At 54.8% G+C, this 17470-nt stretch carries 18 protein-coding genes; 6 read left to right on the plus strand and 12 right to left on the minus strand.

Annotation, left to right across the window (positions count from 1 at the left end; genetic code table 11):
• The first annotated feature begins 62 nt into the window (after positions 1 to 62).
• On the plus strand, positions 63 to 794 hold the full coding sequence (locus tag IFU29_RS07205; RefSeq protein ID WP_191933321.1) for an arginine ABC transporter substrate-binding protein: 732 nt from the start codon (positions 63 to 65) through the stop codon (positions 792 to 794).
• A 131-nt stretch (positions 795 to 925) separates the two neighbouring features.
• Here the strand turns inward: IFU29_RS07205 and rlmC are convergent, their stop codons facing one another.
• On the minus strand, positions 926 to 2053 hold the full coding sequence (gene rlmC, locus IFU29_RS07210; RefSeq protein ID WP_191933322.1) for a 23S rRNA (uracil(747)-C(5))-methyltransferase RlmC: 1128 nt from the start codon (positions 2051 to 2053) through the stop codon (positions 926 to 928).
• Positions 2054 to 2108: 55 nt separating this feature from the next.
• On the minus strand, positions 2109 to 2570 hold the full coding sequence (locus tag IFU29_RS07215) for a YbjO family protein (protein ID WP_191933323.1): 462 nt from the start codon (positions 2568 to 2570) through the stop codon (positions 2109 to 2111).
• Between the two features lie 768 nt (positions 2571 to 3338).
• Between IFU29_RS07215 and IFU29_RS07220 the strand changes: the two genes are divergently transcribed.
• Complete coding sequence (locus tag IFU29_RS07220; RefSeq protein WP_191933324.1) at positions 3339 to 4442, plus strand: amidohydrolase; 1104 nt, start codon at positions 3339 to 3341, stop codon at positions 4440 to 4442.
• Between the two features lie 168 nt (positions 4443 to 4610).
• Here the strand turns inward: IFU29_RS07220 and potI are convergent, their stop codons facing one another.
• The 9 genes from potI to IFU29_RS07265 form a co-directional block, all read right to left on the minus strand.
• A complete protein-coding gene (potI, locus tag IFU29_RS07225; RefSeq protein ID WP_191933325.1) occupies positions 4611 to 5456 on the minus strand; it encodes a putrescine ABC transporter permease PotI in 846 nt (281 codons plus the stop codon).
• On the minus strand, positions 5453 to 6415 hold the full coding sequence (gene potH, locus IFU29_RS07230) for a putrescine ABC transporter permease PotH (RefSeq protein ID WP_118664369.1): 963 nt from the start codon (positions 6413 to 6415) through the stop codon (positions 5453 to 5455). Before potH ends, potI begins: the two co-directional genes overlap by 4 nt.
• Positions 6416 to 6418: 3 nt before the next feature.
• Positions 6419 to 7552, minus strand: a complete 1134-nt coding sequence (gene potG / locus IFU29_RS07235) for a putrescine ABC transporter ATP-binding subunit PotG (protein WP_191933656.1) — start codon at positions 7550 to 7552, stop codon at positions 6419 to 6421.
• Positions 7553 to 7671: 119 nt separating this feature from the next.
• On the minus strand, positions 7672 to 8778 hold the full coding sequence (gene potF, locus IFU29_RS07240) for a spermidine/putrescine ABC transporter substrate-binding protein PotF (RefSeq protein WP_191933326.1): 1107 nt from the start codon (positions 8776 to 8778) through the stop codon (positions 7672 to 7674).
• Positions 8779 to 9235: 457 nt separating this feature from the next.
• A complete protein-coding gene (locus tag IFU29_RS07245) occupies positions 9236 to 9715 on the minus strand; it encodes a YbjN domain-containing protein (RefSeq protein ID WP_191933327.1) in 480 nt (159 codons plus the stop codon).
• A 141-nt stretch (positions 9716 to 9856) separates the two neighbouring features.
• Positions 9857 to 10432: a YceI family protein gene (locus IFU29_RS07250; protein WP_191933328.1), complete on the minus strand. Its 576-nt coding sequence runs from the start codon at positions 10430 to 10432 to the stop codon at positions 9857 to 9859.
• A 113-nt stretch (positions 10433 to 10545) separates the two neighbouring features.
• Complete coding sequence (gene rimK, locus IFU29_RS07255) at positions 10546 to 11448, minus strand: 30S ribosomal protein S6--L-glutamate ligase (RefSeq protein WP_191933329.1); 903 nt, start codon at positions 11446 to 11448, stop codon at positions 10546 to 10548.
• Between the two features lie 23 nt (positions 11449 to 11471).
• Positions 11472 to 12194, minus strand: a complete 723-nt coding sequence (nfsA, locus tag IFU29_RS07260; protein ID WP_191933330.1) for an oxygen-insensitive NADPH nitroreductase — start codon at positions 12192 to 12194, stop codon at positions 11472 to 11474.
• Positions 12178 to 12465, minus strand: coding sequence for a YbjC family protein (locus IFU29_RS07265; protein WP_191933331.1), 288 nt, complete (start codon positions 12463 to 12465; stop codon positions 12178 to 12180). Before IFU29_RS07265 ends, nfsA begins: the two co-directional genes overlap by 17 nt.
• A gap of 203 nt (positions 12466 to 12668) precedes the next feature.
• On the opposite strand from IFU29_RS07265, the gene IFU29_RS07270 reads away from it, so the two are divergent.
• Positions 12669 to 12932 carry a GrxA family glutaredoxin gene (locus IFU29_RS07270; RefSeq protein WP_191933332.1) on the plus strand — a complete coding sequence of 88 codons (264 nt, stop codon included), beginning with the start codon at positions 12669 to 12671 and terminating at the stop codon, positions 12930 to 12932.
• Between the two features lie 186 nt (positions 12933 to 13118).
• Here IFU29_RS07270 and ybjM read toward each other — a convergent pair whose 3' ends face one another.
• Positions 13119 to 13499: an inner membrane protein YbjM gene (gene ybjM, locus IFU29_RS07275; RefSeq protein WP_191933333.1), complete on the minus strand. Its 381-nt coding sequence runs from the start codon at positions 13497 to 13499 to the stop codon at positions 13119 to 13121.
• Between the two features lie 309 nt (positions 13500 to 13808).
• Between ybjM and IFU29_RS07280 the strand changes: the two genes are divergently transcribed.
• From IFU29_RS07280 to ybjG, 3 genes are all read left to right on the plus strand, one after another.
• Positions 13809 to 15497, plus strand: coding sequence for an aspartate:alanine antiporter (locus IFU29_RS07280; protein WP_191933334.1), 1689 nt, complete (start codon positions 13809 to 13811; stop codon positions 15495 to 15497).
• A 222-nt stretch (positions 15498 to 15719) separates the two neighbouring features.
• Positions 15720 to 16457, plus strand: coding sequence for a phosphatase PAP2 family protein (locus IFU29_RS07285; RefSeq protein WP_191933335.1), 738 nt, complete (start codon positions 15720 to 15722; stop codon positions 16455 to 16457).
• 2 nt (positions 16458 to 16459) lie between these two features.
• Positions 16460 to 17065, plus strand: a complete 606-nt coding sequence (gene ybjG, locus IFU29_RS07290) for an undecaprenyl-diphosphate phosphatase (RefSeq protein WP_191933657.1) — start codon at positions 16460 to 16462, stop codon at positions 17063 to 17065.
• The last annotated feature ends 405 nt before the right edge of the window (positions 17066 to 17470 follow it).

Here is a 17470-nt window from a genome sequence, read left to right on the forward strand (position 1 = left end):
GATAGACCGGCCTGTTTGTCATGGATACTGGTCTGGACAATGAGACCGCAAGGAATAAACCGATGAAAAAACTCGTTCTAGCAGCCCTGCTCGCCAGCGTTGCCTTTGGAACCCAGGCCGCAGAGAAGATCCGTTTCGCCTCCTCCGCGACCTATCCTCCTTTTGAATCCCTGAACAGCGATAACCAGATTGTCGGCTTTGATATCGACCTGGCCAACGCGCTGTGTAAGCAGATGCAGGCGGAGTGCAGCTTCACCAATAACCCTTTTGACAGCCTGGTGCCTGCGCTGAAGTTCCGCCGCTATGATGCCGTGATCTCCGGAATGGACATCACCGAAGAGCGCAGTAAGCAGGTCAGCTTTACGCAGCCGTATTACGCCAACTCAGCGATAATTATTGCCAAAAAGGGCCGTTTCACCAGCCTTGAAGAGCTGAAAGGAAAACGCGTCGGGATGGAAAACGGCACGACCCACCAGAAATATCTGCAGGATAAGCATCCTGAGATCACGGCGGTGGCTTATGACAGCTATCAGAACGCCATCCTCGATCTGAAAAATAACCGTCTGGATGGTATCCTCGGCGATACAGCCGTCGTCGGTGCCTGGCTGAAGACCAACCCTGACCTCAGCTCCGTCGGGGAACACATCACTGACAGCAGCTACTTTGGTACGGGTCTCGGCATTGCCGTGCGTAAAGATAACGAGGCGTTACTGAATAAGCTGAACACCGCTCTGGACGCGCTGAAAGCCGACGGGACGGTGGAGAAACTTAATAAGCAGTGGTTCCCTGAATAATCGGACGAGCTGGCCGCAGTAGCAGGCCAGCCCTTCCTGGCAGAGGTCGCCCGGTTGCACCGGTCTAACCCTGTCAGGGTTTTTCATCTGCGGTAATGAAAATTTTTCTGGTCGCACTGCCCCTAAGCCGTTTACACCCGCTGTAACAGCGTCAGCACCTCGTAATGCGCGGTGTGTGGAAACATATCGAACATCTGCACCCTGACAATACGGTAAGCCGGCAGACGGCCTATATCCGTAGCCATCGTCTCTGCGTTGCAGCTGGAGTAAAGTATCCACGGCGGCGCCATCTTATCCAGATAGTCACACAGCTCCGCCCCCATTCCCCGACGCGGAGGATTGACCAGCACCAGACCGGGCACGCTGCCCTCTCCGGTGGCAAAAGCGGTCGAGTCCAGCGCCGCAAAGCTGACTTTTTCCAGTCCCATCTGCGCGGCAGAACGCCGGGCACAGGCGATCGCCTCCTGACTTATCTCAATGCCGGTTAGCGTCATTTCAGGCGTGGCACAGTGCAGGCCAAAACCACCGACGCCGCAGAACAGATCCCACATCGTACTCACCTGCAGTGCGCCGACCCACTCACGGGCCGTCGCGTACAGCGCAGCAGCCACTTCCGGGTTGGTCTGGAAGAAGCTCTTGGGCAGGATCGACAACGGAACATCGTTGAGCTGCTCGGCCAGCACCTGGTTTTCAGTCAGCGGGATCTCCTCCTCCCCCTCAAGGATAGCCATAGCCACAGGCTGTATATTGGCAGAGATCGCCACCAGCTGCGGCAGCGCACGCTGCAGTTCAGGCAGCGCAGCGCGCAGCTGTGCCAGCTTAGCGGTCGATCGCAGTACAAAGCGCAACATCAGCTGGCCGGTATGATGACTTTCCGTTAGCAGGATAAATTTCAGTTCACCGCGCCGGCGCGCCACGTTGTAAGGCGTTAATCCGGCGCGGGCAATAAACGGACGCAGTTCAGCAAATACGCTGGCAAAGCTGTCGGGATAAAGCGGGCAGTCGGCCAGATCCACTGGCGTACCATCGCGGTGCAGCATACCCAGCAGCGGACGTTCCACGCTGCCGCTGACCACCATTTTGGCTTTATTGCGAAATTTTTGCTGCGCCGACACCGCCGGAGGCAGCCACTGCCCGACCGGATGGGCTTGCAGAAGCTGCTGCAGGTGGGACTGTTTTTGGGCAAGTTGCCGGGGATAAGGCGTCTCCAGCCACTGGCAGGAGCGGCAGCGGCCGGCGTCGTAAAGCGCGCAATACATGATGAAAGCCTGATAAGGGAAGCGAAATGCAGGAAGACAGTATAGCAGCGAGGGGTTACCGATAAAACTGCCGGCTGCTCTGCGGCACGAACAGCAGCAGCAGGATAAGCATATCAGGAAGTTTCTGCCCCAGCAGAGACTGAATGACCTGGCGGCCACTGTCCCGATTGATACTGAATATCTCCGGATAGATCCAGCCCATCGACGCAATAAACATATAAACTACCACCACCAGCTGCGCCAGCAAAAATCCCCAGCGTCCCCAGCTACGCCCGCGCATCAGCGCTATCGCACAGCGCAGTTCAATAAAAAAAATCAGCTGGCTGGCAATAAAAATCAGCGTGGAATCCCAGGCCTGTGCGCTGCGGTGAATAAAATTCATCAGTTCCAGAAATCCCAGCTCGTTGAATAGCAGCATCACGCCCAGACAGCGGGTGGCAATAATGGCAATACCGGCAATCCACACCGGGACCGGGACAGGCCCCGCATCGCGCAACAGGATCTTATCCTCTCTCAACAGTGCTGACTTTTTTCTCTCCCGCTTTGCCGGAGGTATGCCCTGAAGGCGAACAGCTGACCCGTTTTGGTGTTTTACAATTGCGCTCACCAGAATATTCCCACTAGAAAGAGAAAAAGTGTCTTTTAAATTCACTGTGCCAATAAATAATAGCCTGATAACGGGATGACGTTCGCCAGATTAACCGACGACACGACTTGTTATCTTAAAGATTAATTTCTTTAATACATCCTGGCATGATATCTGCCGTACTCATCCGGCATATCACTGTTTATCGGCAGTCACCCCCCTTATTTTTAGCCTGGGTAACAGAATAATTCCACTGCCGGGAGCGAAAAGCACCCGCAGGCTATTTTGCCTGATTGTTGATAGCCGTGAGGAAGTTAATCGCTGTGCCTGCAAATAAAATTAGCGCATCCGCTGAAGAGCACGCAACCGGCTCATCGGCCTGCCGCTAAGGGTTGTCAGCCAGATGTATTTTTCCGGTGAGGGTTTGCACAATAGCGCTAAGCAGCCTGACGCCTGTCGCAAAATAAATCTCAGCTTAGGATGATGAATAATCCCTTCCCGGGTGTTGCGGCGGCGCTGCGTAAAGATTCCCTCTTTTTAATGGGATCCCGGTACAGTTAAGGCAATACCTGCCTGGCGTCTCTGACGTAGCGACGACATAATGGCCGCTGCGGATATTGCCCCGCATGATGAATGCCTCAGTGGCGATGTGAGTAATGAGAGTCATTGCGTAACACAAGCTGAACGGAGTGAAATAACGTGTCAAAAGTATTAGAACATTACCACTACCTTCATGAGATCCCGGAGCTGGGTTTCCAGGAGTTTAAAACCTCGGCCTACATCAGCCAGCAGCTCAGGGCCGCCGGATACGTCGTACAGGATAATTTTAATGCCACTACCGGTATCGTGGCGGTACTGGACAGCGGTGTGCCGGGACCGACCCTGGCATTACGCGCGGATATGGATGCACTGGGGCATATCATTGACGGCGTCCCCTGCGCACGCCACACCTGCGGCCACGATGGTCACTCCTCCGTTGTCCTGACGGCCGCACAGGAGCTGATGGCCGAACAGGCCATTAAAAAAGGCCGTCTCAAACTGATTTTCCAGCCGGCCGAAGAACTGGGTACCGGTGCACTGGCGATGATTGCCGGCGGCGCGATCGATGATGTGGATATGATCCTCGGTTTCCACGTGCGTCCGGCGCAGGAGTGTGCCGTTGGCACGGCGATCCCAGCCGTTTACTATTCGGCCTGCGTCACCGTTGAGGCGATTATTCGCGGCCAGACTGCGCACGGTGCCCGCCCGCATCTCGGCGTCAACGCCCTGGATGCCGGGGTCAGTGCGGTACAGGCGGTCAACGCCATCCATATGGCAGCGGACAGCATGTGGAGCGTCAAAGCGACACGCTTCCTCTGCGATGCGGGCGTGACCAATTCCATCCCGGATGAAGCGCGGGTGGTGTTCGATCTGCGGACGGCAAAAAATGAGGATATGCTGGTGCTGCAGGACCGCGTCCGACGTGCCATCGAGCACAGCGTGGCGGCCTATGGTGCGCAGGCAGAAGTGCAGGTTCTTAAGGCGATGCCTGCAGCAGAAATTGATGACGAGATGAGCGCGCTGATTGCCGGGGCGATTGTTGACGTGCTGGGTAAGGAGGCACTGATGGCTCCCCGTGCCACGCCGGGCAGTGAAGATTTCTTCCACTATCCGGTCGAGCGCCCCTCGGTAAAAGCGGGATTCTGGGGGCTGGGCACCGGATTACTTCCCGGCCTGCATCATCCGGATATGCACTTTGATCTGAATTCACTGCCGGTGGGGATAAACATTTTTAAAGCCTGCGTCAAGAAGGTGCTGGGGTAGTCCCTCCTCCCGCACCCCCTGGCTGAGGGGAAAAACAGGCTGACCAGAACAAAAGGTCAGCCATCACAGCGTCCCCGCAGGGTGCAACCTTTTGTGTAGGCCGTCCCCTGCAGAGAAGATGCACAGCACGGGGTGCAGTCCTTTATCGCGCTCCGCTTACTGCCGCCATTAATGCCCGCTGCGCGCCCGCTGAATATCCTTCAGCCGCTGCTTCTCATTCCCCGCCATCAGCCGCCAGGCAATAAACCCGACAATCCCGACCACCAGCAGGATCAGCGTTGCCAGCGCGTTGATCTCCGGATTTATCCCACGGCGAACAGTGGCAAAAATCTGCATCGGTAAGGTATTAGCCCCCGGCCCGGTCACAAAGTTGGAGATCACCAGGTCATCCAGCGACAGGGTAAAGGCCAGCAGCCAGCCGGTGACAATCGCCGGAGCGATCATCGGGACGGTGATGACAAAGAACACCTTCAGCGGCGTGGCCCCTAAATCCATCGCGGCTTCTTCGATGGAGCGATCCAGCTCGCGGAGGCGAGAATTGATCACCACCGCAACGTAGGCAGTACAGAAAGTCACATGTGCCAGCCAGATGGTCAGCATTCCACGCTCTGCAGGCCAGCCAAAGGCATTGCTCATCGCCACAAACAGCAGCAGTAGTGACAGCCCGGTGATCACATCCGGCATCACCAGCGGCGCGGTGAGGATAAAGGCAAAACCGGTGGAGCCCTTAAAGCGCCCGAAGCGCACAATCACCATGGCCGCAATCGTTCCCAGGATCACCGCCGCCGTGGCCGACAACCCGGCCAGAGAGAGACTGAGGGTGACGGCGCGGATCATCGCATCATCATTAAACAGCACGTGATACCAGTGCAGGGAGAAGCTCTCCCACGCCGCCAGTTGAGATGAGTTAAAGGAGTACACCACCAGCAGCAGCATCGGCGCGTAAAGAAACACAAAACAGACCACGAGAATGGCCGTACGCCATTTTGAGCGAATAACCGGTAACTGACTCACGCTTTTTCCCCCATCTCTTTGTTCTGATGTTTATGGAACCAGATAATGGGCAGGATCAGGATCAGCAGAATAATCACCGCCAGCGCCGAAGCCACCGGCCAGTCGTGGTTATTAAAGAACTCCATCCACACCACGCGCCCGATCATAATACTGTCAGGGCCGCCCAGCAGTTCAGGGATCACGTACTCCCCCACCGCCGGAATAAACACCAGCATCGATCCGGCAATAATCCCGCCTTTGGTCAGTGGCACAATGACACTCCAGAAGGTTTTTAGCGGGCGGGCACCCAGATCGAGCGACGCTTCCACCAGTGAGTAATCAATCCGCGTCAGGGCGGTGTAGATCGGCAGCACCATAAACGGCAGATAGCAGTACACAATCCCGATATAAACGGCAAGGTCGGTGTAAAGAATGGTGAGTGGGTGATCGGTGATCCCCGTCCACATCAGAAACCGGTTCAGTAAGCCGTTATTATTGAGGATGCCCATCCAGGCGTACACCCGCACCAGGAACGAGGTCCACGAGGGCAGGATCACCAGCAACAGAAGAATATTGCGCGTTGAGGGCGATGCATGCGCTACGGCCCAGGCCAGCGGATAACCAATCAGCAGGCAGACAATGGTGGCAATCCCGGCCACCTTCAGCGAGTGCAGATAGGCGAGGATATACAGCGGATCGTCGGTCAGCGTCAGGTAATTGCCGAAGTTCAGCGCCATGGTCAGCTGGCCGTCGGCCCAACTTAACAGGTCGGTATACGGCGGGCTGGCACGGGCGATATCAGCAAAGCTGATCTTCAGAACAATCAGAAACGGCAGTAGAAACAGCAGTGCCAGCCAGAGGTAAGGCAGGCCGATGATCAGCTTACGTCCGTGTGCCGTTTGCAGGCGCGTCAGCAGCCCTTTAAAGCCGGTTTGCTGGCCGCTAGGCGGTTTGGTCTTACGTTCAGAATATGGGTTCATGATTTACACCGTTAAGACCACACAGCTATCGGCATCCCAGCAGAGACGCACTTCGTCACCCCAGGTCGGGGTATCCTTACGAAAGCGATAGGCATTTTGCAACTGGGCGCTGATCATCTGTCCGCTGCGCAGGCGAACGTGATAAATCGACAGGTCACCGAGGTAGGCGATATGCACGACTTCCCCGACGGCAAAGTTACAGCCATCCGCCGGAACGGCTTCGCACAGCATGACTTTTTCCGGACGCAGCGCTACGGAAACGGGTACGCCGTCGACCACCGAGACATCCGAGGCGACTTTCAGCGGATGGATCAGCCCCGGGCAGTCAATAATCAGACCATCGTCCTGACGGTCACGCAGCAGGCCTTCGAACAGATTAACCGACCCGATGAATTCAGCGCTGAAGCGCGTGGTCGGGTGCTCATAAATCTCTTCCGGCTCGCCCATCTGCACGAATTTGCCCCGGTTCATGATCGCAATACGGCCTGCCATCGTCATCGCTTCTTCCTGATCGTGGGTCACCATGACGCAGGTCGCCCCGACGCGCTCAAGGATATCCACCACTTCATGCTGCATCCGGTCACGCAGTTTTTTGTCCAGCGCCCCCATCGGTTCGTCGAGCAGCAGCAGCTTCGGGCGTTTGGCCAGGCTGCGGGCCAGCGCCACGCGCTGACGCTGACCGCCGGAAAGCTGGTGCGGTTTGCGTCTGGCATATTCCTGCATATGAACCAGAGCAAGCATTTCCGCCACGCGTTCAGCAATCACCTCTTTGGCTAAGCGATCCTGCTTCAGACCGAACGCAATGTTCTGCTCTACCGTCATATGGGGAAACAGCGCGTAGGACTGGAACATCATATTGATCGGACGCTGATAGGGCGGCACATGGGAGAGATCCAGACCATCCAGCACAATCTGCCCCTGGCTAGGGGACTCGAAGCCAGCCAGCATGCGCAGCAGCGTTGACTTACCGCAGCCAGACGGGCCAAGCAGGGCAAAGATCTCGCCTTTATAAATGGTGAGGTTCACATCATCCACCGCGTGCTGACCGTCAAAAGATTTGGTCAGGTTGCGGATTTCCAGCAGCGGCGTTAACGCCTTATCTGCTTTGCCTTCAGGACGGGGGATTGCGTCGTTCACGACCATGATACTCCGGCGCTAAAAGGGGGGGAACGGTGCGGTGCCCCACCCCTAAAAATGACAAAACAGAGGCCGGTTACCGCGCCTCTGCTGCTTAACAAATGTAAAACGAGGGTGCGTTACTTACCGCTTTTAACTTTAGTCCATGCACGCGTACGCACACGGTCAAGTTTTGGCTCCTGCACCTTCAGGGTAAACAGTTTTGCCATGGTGTCTGGTGTCGGATAGATCCCCGGGTTGTCACGGATGGCCGGGTCGACAAACGGCAGAGACGCTTTTACGCCACTGGCGTAAAACACCGTATTGGAGATCTGGGCCATCACTTTTGGCTCCATCAGATAGTTAATAAACTGATAGGCCTCATCGACGTTTTTCGCATCTTTAGGAATCGCCAGCATATCGAAGAACGCCAGCGCCCCCTGTTTGGGAATGCTGTAGGCAATATTCACGCCGTTCTTAGCTTCGACTGCACGATTTTTTGCCTGCAGGATATCCCCGGCCCAGCCAATGGCCACGCAGGTGTTTCCGTTCGCCAGATCGTTGATGTACTGAGAGGAGTGGAAGTAGCGAATGCTGGGGCGCAGTTTCAACAGCAGGTCAGTCGCGGCGGTATAATCTTTCGGATCGCTACTGTTAGGATCTTTGCCCAGATAGTTCAGCACGGTGGCAAAGATTTCTTCCGGTGCATCCAGGAAGGATACGCCACAGCTTTTCAGCTTTTCCAGGTTTTCCGGCTTCAGTACCAGATCCCAGCTGTCAACAGGGGCATCTTTGCCCAGCGCCGCTTTCACTTTTTCAACGTTGTAACCGATGCCCGTGGTGGCCCACAGGTATGGAATGGCGTACTTATTACCCGGATCGTGCTGCTCGAGCTTTTTCATCAGCTCCGGGTCAAGGTTTTTGTAGTTTGGCAGCTTGCTTCTGTCCAGCGGCTGGAACACGCCTGACTGGAGCTGGCGTGCCAGAAAGCTGGAGGAAGGCACCACGACATCGTAGCCGGTATTACCCGCCATCATTTTGCCTTCCAGCACTTCGTTGGAGTCGAAGACGTCATACACCACTTTAATACCGGTTTGCTTTTCAAAATCCGCGACGGTATTCGGCGCAATATAATCAGACCAGTTATAAACGTGCAGCGTCTTATCTGCAGCCAGTGAACCCGCAGAGACCGCCATCAGCGCACCCGCGACCACAGCTGACAACCATTTTTTACGTTGGTTGAACATTTTCCATCCTCCTGAACAGAGATAAACTAATGCCGGGCAGGCGAACCGGTGAACACCTGCCTGTTAATACAGGTTAGTACCTTCAAAGAAGCAGAGTGAATCAATATTCATTCTGTTGTTAATACTAAAAACCTATATATCTGGGGACGTTGCACGCATGATGCAGCCACGCAAGAATAGCCGCACTATCAGGTCCAGGCCAGCCCTCAGGGTAAAAAACGCCTTTTATCGATTTTTTATGCACGTTTCCTCTCTGTGATATGCCATTCATGGCATAAACAGCGACTAATATCTGGCATTAAAGGGCAAAATGCAGAATAAAACATCGTTCACACGGAGTAAGAAAGGCTGCTAAAAACTGCGGTTGAGGCGAAGAATGTGCTGGAAAGCGCTGACAGGATCAAAACAGGCGGAGTATGTCTCCGCCTGATGGGTAAACTGAAGGTCAAAGATGGGATTAATGCAGGACGGAATGCCCATCGGCAATGGGGGTACGATCGTCATCTTCACCGGGCATCAGCAGATGATTGGCAAAGGCTTCCATCACAATCATGGAGATCTGCTCTTCGCTCTGCTTCATAAAGTGAACAAACTGGCCGTAGGTCAGTCCGGCGGTCACCGTGACCGACTGGCAGACAATCAGCTTCGGCAGATTATCATCCTGAATGTCGAGAAACGCCTTCACCGTCAGAGAACTGGCGTTGATCTGCGACAGGTCTGCCAGCAGCGGGATCAGCGCCGTGGGTTTCACCTCGGCCAGCGCAGAAAACAGGATCACGTTGTCCACCAGATCAAGCTTGGCGTCAAACACCCCGTCAAAATTCTGCATATGCGGCAGATGAAGGGCCTGGCATGAATCACACTCAAACCAGGTAATGCTTTGCTGATCCAGCCAACGTCGCAATACGTCGAGATCCGGAACGACGAGTGAATCCATATTCTTTATCTCTTGCCGCAATAAAATTGCGACCTAGCTTACGTAAAAACGCTGCTAAAAACCATAAATACGACAGAAATATGACGCCAGGCGCTGCCTTTTAAAGATTAACCCAGGGATAGCATCGCCGGCCGCAGGGTTTCAGGGGGGCGCGGAATGCGCGGCAATGGTCAGGTCAATCGCCACCCGGTCATCCACTACGCCGACCAGACGGTCTACCCTGAAGGCACTGCGGGAGATGGCCGTAGAGGCATGCAGCGCCAGGCTTTGCGCACCAGGAGCCAGCACGCCATGATTATCCAGCGTGGCCTCCATCACCACCGGGCGACGCACATCTTTCACTGAAAGCAAACCAAAAATTCTGAACTGCCCCTGACCCAACGCGACCACCCGACTGCTGGTAAAAAGTATCCAGGGGTAGTGCGCCGCATCAAAAAACAGCGCCCCTTTAAGCTGGCTGGTCAGCAGAATATTGGACGCCACCAGCGTGGCCACCGGGATTTTCACCTCAATATGGTCCTGCCAGTCGGCGGCGGGATCGAGCGTTACGGTCCCCGTTACCCCCTGCAGGCGGGCCTGAGAAAAAGCATGACCAAATGCGCGCCAGGAGAGGCCTATAGCCGTTTTATCCGTTGAAATAGCATAGGTTGCAGGGGCCGCATACAGCGCCGTACTCATCAGCAATAAAAAACTCAGTAAATACACAGGGCGAGTCATCGGTAAACCTCCGTTTAGCAGTCATAGCGTAAACACCTGACCACGCCATTCTATTCACCGATTTATCCGCATGATGGCTACAGCGCCGGATTGCCCGACGCTAACGATGCCCTTTATCCACCGGTTTTCAGACAAAAACCGGGCTGGGCCTGCTCTTCAATCCATCCAATCATCTTAGCGGCTATATTCAGCCCAGTGGTCTTTTCAATCCCCTCCAGTCCGGGAGACGCATTCACTTCCATCACCAGCGGACCACGGTGAGCGCGCAGGATATCCACACCAGCCACATCCAGCCCCAGCGTCGCGGCAGCTTTGATCGCTATTGCCCGTTCAGCAGCGCTGATCGTTACCCGCCGGGCCCGGCCGCCGCGATGCAGATTCGAGCGGAAATCGCCCTCTTTCGCCTCGCGTTCAATCGCCCCGACCACCTCTCCGCCAATCACCAGACAGCGCACGTCACAGCCGCGGGCTTCTTTGATGAACTCCTGCACAAGGATGTGGGCATTGAGGCCGCGAAAGGCATCTATAACGCTTTCCGCAGCCTGACGAGTTTCCGCCAGCACCACGCCAATGCCCTGCGTCCCCTCAACCAGCTTGACCACCAGCGGTGCGCCCCCCACCATCTCGATCAAATCCCGGGTATCATCCGGTGAATGAGCAAAACCCGTCACCGGCATGGCAATCCCCGCCCTTGCCAGCAGCTGCAGTGAGCGCAGTTTGTCCCGCGCCCGGGCAATCGCCAGCGATTCATTGAGCGGATAACTGCCGCACATTTCGAACTGGCGCAGGACTGCCGTCGCGTAAAACGTGGTGGCGGATCCTATACGCGGGATCACCGCATCGAAGTGCGCCAGCTGACGCCCCTGATAATGAATCGCCGATGAGCCCGGATTGATATTCATATAGCAGGAGAGCGGATCAATGACCTCAACGCTGTGCCCGCGTGCCCGCGCGGCCTCCAGCAAACGCTTACACGAGTAAAGCGAACCATCACGGGAAAGAATGGCAATTTTCACCAGAAGCCTCCGGGGCGAAAGGGTTAGCGCGTTGCCCAGCCCTGCTGATGCAGGTAGTCAAGGATAAACGGGCGGCTCTCTTTAATGATGGTTTTCTGGATATGCTCACTCCAGCTTTCCGAGCGGCGATTGCTGTCGCGTGACTCATAATAAGCCACCAGCTCACGGTCATATTCCGCCAGCAGCACAGGGTCGAGCGGCTGATAGTGGTTTTCGTGCATCAGCATGGCCGCTGGCATACGCGGTTTGGTGTCCGGGTCCTGCTCAGGACTGCCCAGACACAGGCCAAACAGCGGCAGGACAAATTTCGGCAGGCCAAGCAGTTCAGTGACTTCCGCAATGTTGTTACGGATACCGCCAATATAGCAGCCACCAAAGCCCAGCGACTCTGCAGCCACCATTGCATTCTGCGCCATCAGTGCCGTATCGACACAGCCCAGCAGCAGCTGCTCTGCCAGCCCCAGCTGCGCATCAGGGCAGATTTGCTGATTACGGTTAAAGTCGGCGCAGAAGACCCAAAATTCTGCCGCCTGAGCCACATATTTCTGTCCACCGCTGAGGGTCACCAGCGCGTTACGCATCTCCGGATCGGTAATGCGGATAATGGAAGAGCACTGCAAAAAACTGGACGTAGAGGCCGACTGGGCAGCATCCAGGATCGCTGCGCGCTGCTCTGCGGTCATCGCCTGGTCGCTGAAGGCACGAATCGAACGGTGCGAACACATTAGCTTAATGGTCGGCGTCATGGGGATCTCCTGGTTTGGGCTTGTCACGCGAAGATCGCGTGTTAAAAAGGTCGGGTGCCATGACCCTTGCCGTCCGCCACATCATGACCGTGGCGGCAGGCAGCATCAGAGCAATCCCGGCAAAAATCATTACTGTTGCGGCAAGTTTACCGGTTAATGGCGACGGCAAGGGTAGCATTTCATGTAACGTCAGGTAAGAGAGGATGAGCAGCACTATGCCAAGGACTTCAAGAACCAGCACTGCCCGGGGAAGTTGAGTAAATGCACGCATAATGGCTCTCCTGCTGACGGCATTATTCTGACCGGGTGAGGATATTAAAGCGCAGAATGTGCGTTTGTGCATAGGTGCAGCGAATCAGACTAACAGGTAATTCCTTCTTCCTTTCAGCCTGGGATGCGGGCATCATAAGCGCCAATAAGCCATGATATGTGACATGTATCACATAAAAGTTCTGACCCTTTGAGGAGAAACCTATGTTTGCAGTGATTTTTGGACGTCCTGCCTGCCCGTACTGTGTTCGCGCGAAAGAGCTGGCTGAAAAACTGACGGAAGAACGTGATGACTTTAATTTCCGCTATGTGGATATTCACGCTGAAGGGATCAGCAAGGCTGACTTAGAGAAGACCGTGGGCAAGCCGGTTGAAACCGTGCCGCAGATCTTCCTCGACCAGACGCACATCGGTGGCTGCACAGAATTCGAAGCCTACGCGAAAGAAAACCTGGGTCTGTTCCAGTAACACCCACTGTTTGATATAGCACCGCACGTAAGCTGTCCCTGGTCGCCCCGGTCACCGATCGCGGTAAGCTGCCGGGGAGCTTTCGTTTTCCCTGCAACCTGATAACCGGGATAGGGGCATGGCGCGTAACAGGCTCCCTGAGCGACGGTAGCCGATCGCTTATCGACCAGCCGCATTATGCGCCCGCTATAACTGCCTTTTCCTGTCCTGTTGCTGATGCATCTCCATTAGCGTTCGCCACAACATCACCGTTAATGTCCCCGACCCGCACCAGAATACGGCGCTGGCAATAAAGGCGATCTCCTGACCCAGTCCCAAACGGTTAAACCCGTCTGACTGCATCAGCAGCAGACAGGGCGGTGACGCCAGGGCAATGGCAACGGCCATCGCCGTCAGCGGGGCGTCACGGGAAGTTAAGGCGGCCAGCGCTCCGGGTAAGACAAACAGCAACAGCCCCAGTTGGGCATGGCCGCTGTACCCTGCGGGTAGCGGAAAACGTACGGCAATGTAGATTGCACCATAGAGTACGCTGCAAGCGATAAGGCCTGACCAACGGATACCTTTCATCCACACGAGAATTTTCTCCGGGTAATTATCAACCCAATTCAATTCATTTCGACGAATCAATGAGTCAGCCCACTGACGCTGAGTAACCGCTTTTTATCCTGAATATTTGCCGAAAACAAAACCCGTAACAAATAAGCCTGCCAGGTGCTGGCTGTCATCCACCATAGCGACTAAAATGAGTCGCGCTTTATCTGGCAGTCGGCTAAGACCTCTCTTAACAGGCAACAGGCATGGCTACCGTTACGCAGTGAAATTTAGCGCATAAACCCCTTCCCATCAATAGGTTACTGGTAAACAAGAAGTTAAACCGTGAATATAAACGTCGCAGATTTGTTAAGTGGAAATTACATTCTGTTATTATTTGTCGTACTGGCGCTGGGGTTATGTTTAGGCAAACTTCGGTTAGGTTCTGTTCAACTCGGTAATTCTATTGGCGTTTTAGTTGTTTCTTTACTGCTCGGCCAGCAGCATTTCTCGATTAATACCGACGCCCTCAATTTAGGCTTTATGTTATTTATTTTTTGCGTTGGCGTGGAAGCCGGTCCCAATTTTTTCTCTATTTTCTTCCGCGACGGGAAAAATTATCTGATGCTGGCCATTGTGATGGTCACCAGCGCGATGATCCTTGCACTGGGCCTGGGGAAACTGTTCGGCTGGGATATCGGCCTGACGGCCGGGATGCTGGCGGGTTCAATGACCTCCACCCCGGTACTGGTTGGCGCGGGGGATACTCTGCGCCAGACGCTGACTGACGGCCAGAGCCTGAGTCAGGCACAGGATCACCTGAGCCTGGGCTACGCACTGACCTACCTGATTGGTCTGGTCAGCCTGATTTTTGGCGCACGCTATCTGCCAAAACTGCAGCATCAGGATCTGCCCACCAGCGCCCAACAGATTGCCCGCGAGCGCGGTCTGGATCCTGACAGCCAGCGGAAAGTCTATCTGCCTGTGATCCGCGCCTACCGCGTTGGGCCGGAACTGGTGGCGTGGATTGACGGTAAAAATCTGCGTGAGCTGGGGATATACCGCCAGACGGGCTGCTATATTGAGCGTATTCGACGCAACGGTATCCTGGCCAACCCGGATGGTGACGCAGTGCTTCAGCCGGGAGATGAAATTTCTCTGGTGGGCTATCCTGACGCACACTCCCGCCTCGACCCCAGCTTTCGTAACGGTAAAGAAGTCTTCGATCGTGACCTGCTGGATATGCGCATCGTCAATGAAGAGATCGTGGTTAAAAATAACAATGCGGTGAATAAACGCCTGAGCCAGCTGAAGCTGACCGATCACGGCTGCTTTCTGAACCGGGTGATCCGCAGCCAGATTGAGATGCCGATCGACGACAGCATTATTCTCAATAAAGGCGATGTGCTGCATATCAGCGGTGAGGCAAGGCGCGTGAAGGCGGTGGCAGACCGCATCGGCTTTATCTCCATTCACAGCCAGATGACCGATCTGCTGGCTTTCTGCGCTTTCTTTATTATCGGCCTGATGATCGGCATGATCACCTTCCAGTTCAGCAGCTTTAACTTTGGCATTGGTAACGCTGCCGGGCTGCTGTTTGCCGGGATTATGCTGGGCTTCCTGCGCGCCAACCACCCGACATTTGGCTATATCCCCCAGGGCGCACTGACCATGGTGAAAGAGTTTGGTCTGATGGTCTTTATGGCGGGCGTAGGGCTGAGCGCCGGTAGCGGTATCACTAAAGGGCTGGGTGAAACCGGTCTGCTGATGCTGGGAGCCGGTCTGGTCGTCAGCCTGGTGCCGGTGATTATCTGTTTCCTGTTCGGAGCCTGGGTGCTGAAAATGAACCGCGCCCTGCTGTTCGGAGCCATTATGGGCGCACGTACCTGTGCGCCAGCCATGGAGATCATCAGTGATACCGCGCGCAGTAATATCCCGGCACTCGGCTATGCAGGAACCTATGCTATTGCTAACGTTTTGCTGACACTGGCCGGGACGCTGATTGTGATAATCTGGCCGATCCTTGGTGGGTAAAAAAAATTAATCGATTTCAGAGAACTTTTGTTGTGGGCTGAAGTCTTAATTAGTGCCACTGCTTTTCTTTGAAATCCCCTGATTGTGGAGCCCGTTAATCGTATGATTATCGGGTTTTTTTCTTTTGTGCTCCCCCTGCTGATCTCCCCTTCTCCTTAATGTTTCCTTAAGCCCTCCCCGGCAAACTGACAGCCTGGTCCTTCGTCAGACAGTTAAATTTTCATGAAATCGTCATTAATCCTCAACAAAAGCCAAACGAGCCATGCAATTAAGAGCGAAACTCTTTACCCCTTACCTGCTGGCTTTTACCTTAAGCAATTCGTGCTGTTAATTCTCAGTGCGATGCTGTTTATCTGGCTGTCGCGCAGTGAACGCTGGGATATGGCGATAACGCGGATGTGGTTCGATCCGCTGACCGGACAGTTTCCGTGGAAAGATAATGTCTGGCTGGATGCGATCAACCATCGTCTGCTGAAGCAGGGCGTTATCGTCATGGGCGTTCTGCTGCTGCTGGCCGGGTTTATCCGCCGTCAGCCGCGCTGGGTACTGGTGGCGCTGCTGATGGGCATTGGCCCGCTGGTGGTGGGCGTGCTGAAAGCCACCAGTGCCCACTCCTGCCCGTGGGACCTGGTGGAATTTGGTGGGAAGGCGGTCTCCTACCCGCTGTTCGGTGCGGTGCCGCTCAACAGCGGGCCCGGGCACTGCTTCCCGGGCGGCCATGCCTCCAGCGGGTTTAGCGCACTGGCGCTGTTTTTTCTGTTTTACCCGCGCCAGCCGCGCCTGGCCTGGGTCTGCTGGTGGTCCGCCCTGGCCCTCGGCATGGTCATGGGTTTTGGCCAGATTATGCGCGGCGCCCACTTTCTCTCTCACAATTTGTGGGCGGCATGGTGGGTCTGGCTGACGCAGTGTGTGATTTTTGGGTGCGTAACGTACCTGCTGAAAAGAACGAGGAAATTCTGATGATGGAAGAGTTAAACCGGGTGCTGTTTCTCTGGGTTAACGCCAGTACTGATTCGCCTGAATGGCTGATTGCCCTGGCGACGTTTATTGCCCGCGATCTTATTGCCATTGTGCCCCTGCTGATTGTCGGGCTATGGCTGTGGGGACCACGCAGCCAGCTCACCTCACAGCGCGTGCTGGTGGTGAAAACAGGTGTGGCTCTGCTCTATGCTCTGGCCATCTCCTGGTGCCTTGCCCATCTGTTCCCCCATCCACGGCCTTTTGCCATCGGTCTTGGTAATCAGTTCCTGTCGCACGCGCCTGATGATTCTTACCCCAGCGATCACGGCACGGTTATCTTTACCTTTGCCATCGCCTTTATTTGCTGGCACCGGATGTGGTCAGGTGCCATTTTACTGGTCACCGGCGTAGCCATTGCCTGGTCGCGCGTCTACCTTGGCATACACTGGCCGCTGGATATGCTGGGTGGCATGCTGGTCGGGCTGCTCTCGTGCCTGTTTGCGCAAATTTTCTGGCAGTTCTGCGGCGGCGCGTTGCTGCCCCGACTCTCTTCGCTTTATCGCACCGTCTTTGCCTTTCCCATCAGTAAAGGTTGGGTTCGCGATTAATGTTTATTTAGGGCCTGATTATTCAGGCCCTTTTTGCATTGATGCAGATCATCGTACCTTCTTTTAAAACACGAAAACTTTGCTGTTATTTCAGACAGCGGGGCGTTATTTATTGCGCAACACGCGCTTTAATCACGCCCGTTATTTTCCCTGTTGCGCAATAGCCCCCTGCAGGAAAAAATCCCTGCCACCCCAAAAACACAACCCACTGATAAATAGTATTATTTAATAAAAAACGCCACTATTATAACCAGAATAGCTCACTACTTACCCAGTTAAAAAACAAAAAAAGCAGTGTAAATAGCTGTTTAAACACCATTTAGCTGGTGATTAACGCCCTGAAAAAACAGCCTTGCAGACATTCACACTAAAAAAGGTGATGAAAGTGTGATTACGATCACCGGT

The sequence above is a fragment of the Erwinia persicina genome (genome assembly GCF_014838825.1).
Classification (GTDB): Bacteria; Pseudomonadota; Gammaproteobacteria; order Enterobacterales; family Enterobacteriaceae; genus Erwinia; species Erwinia persicina_A.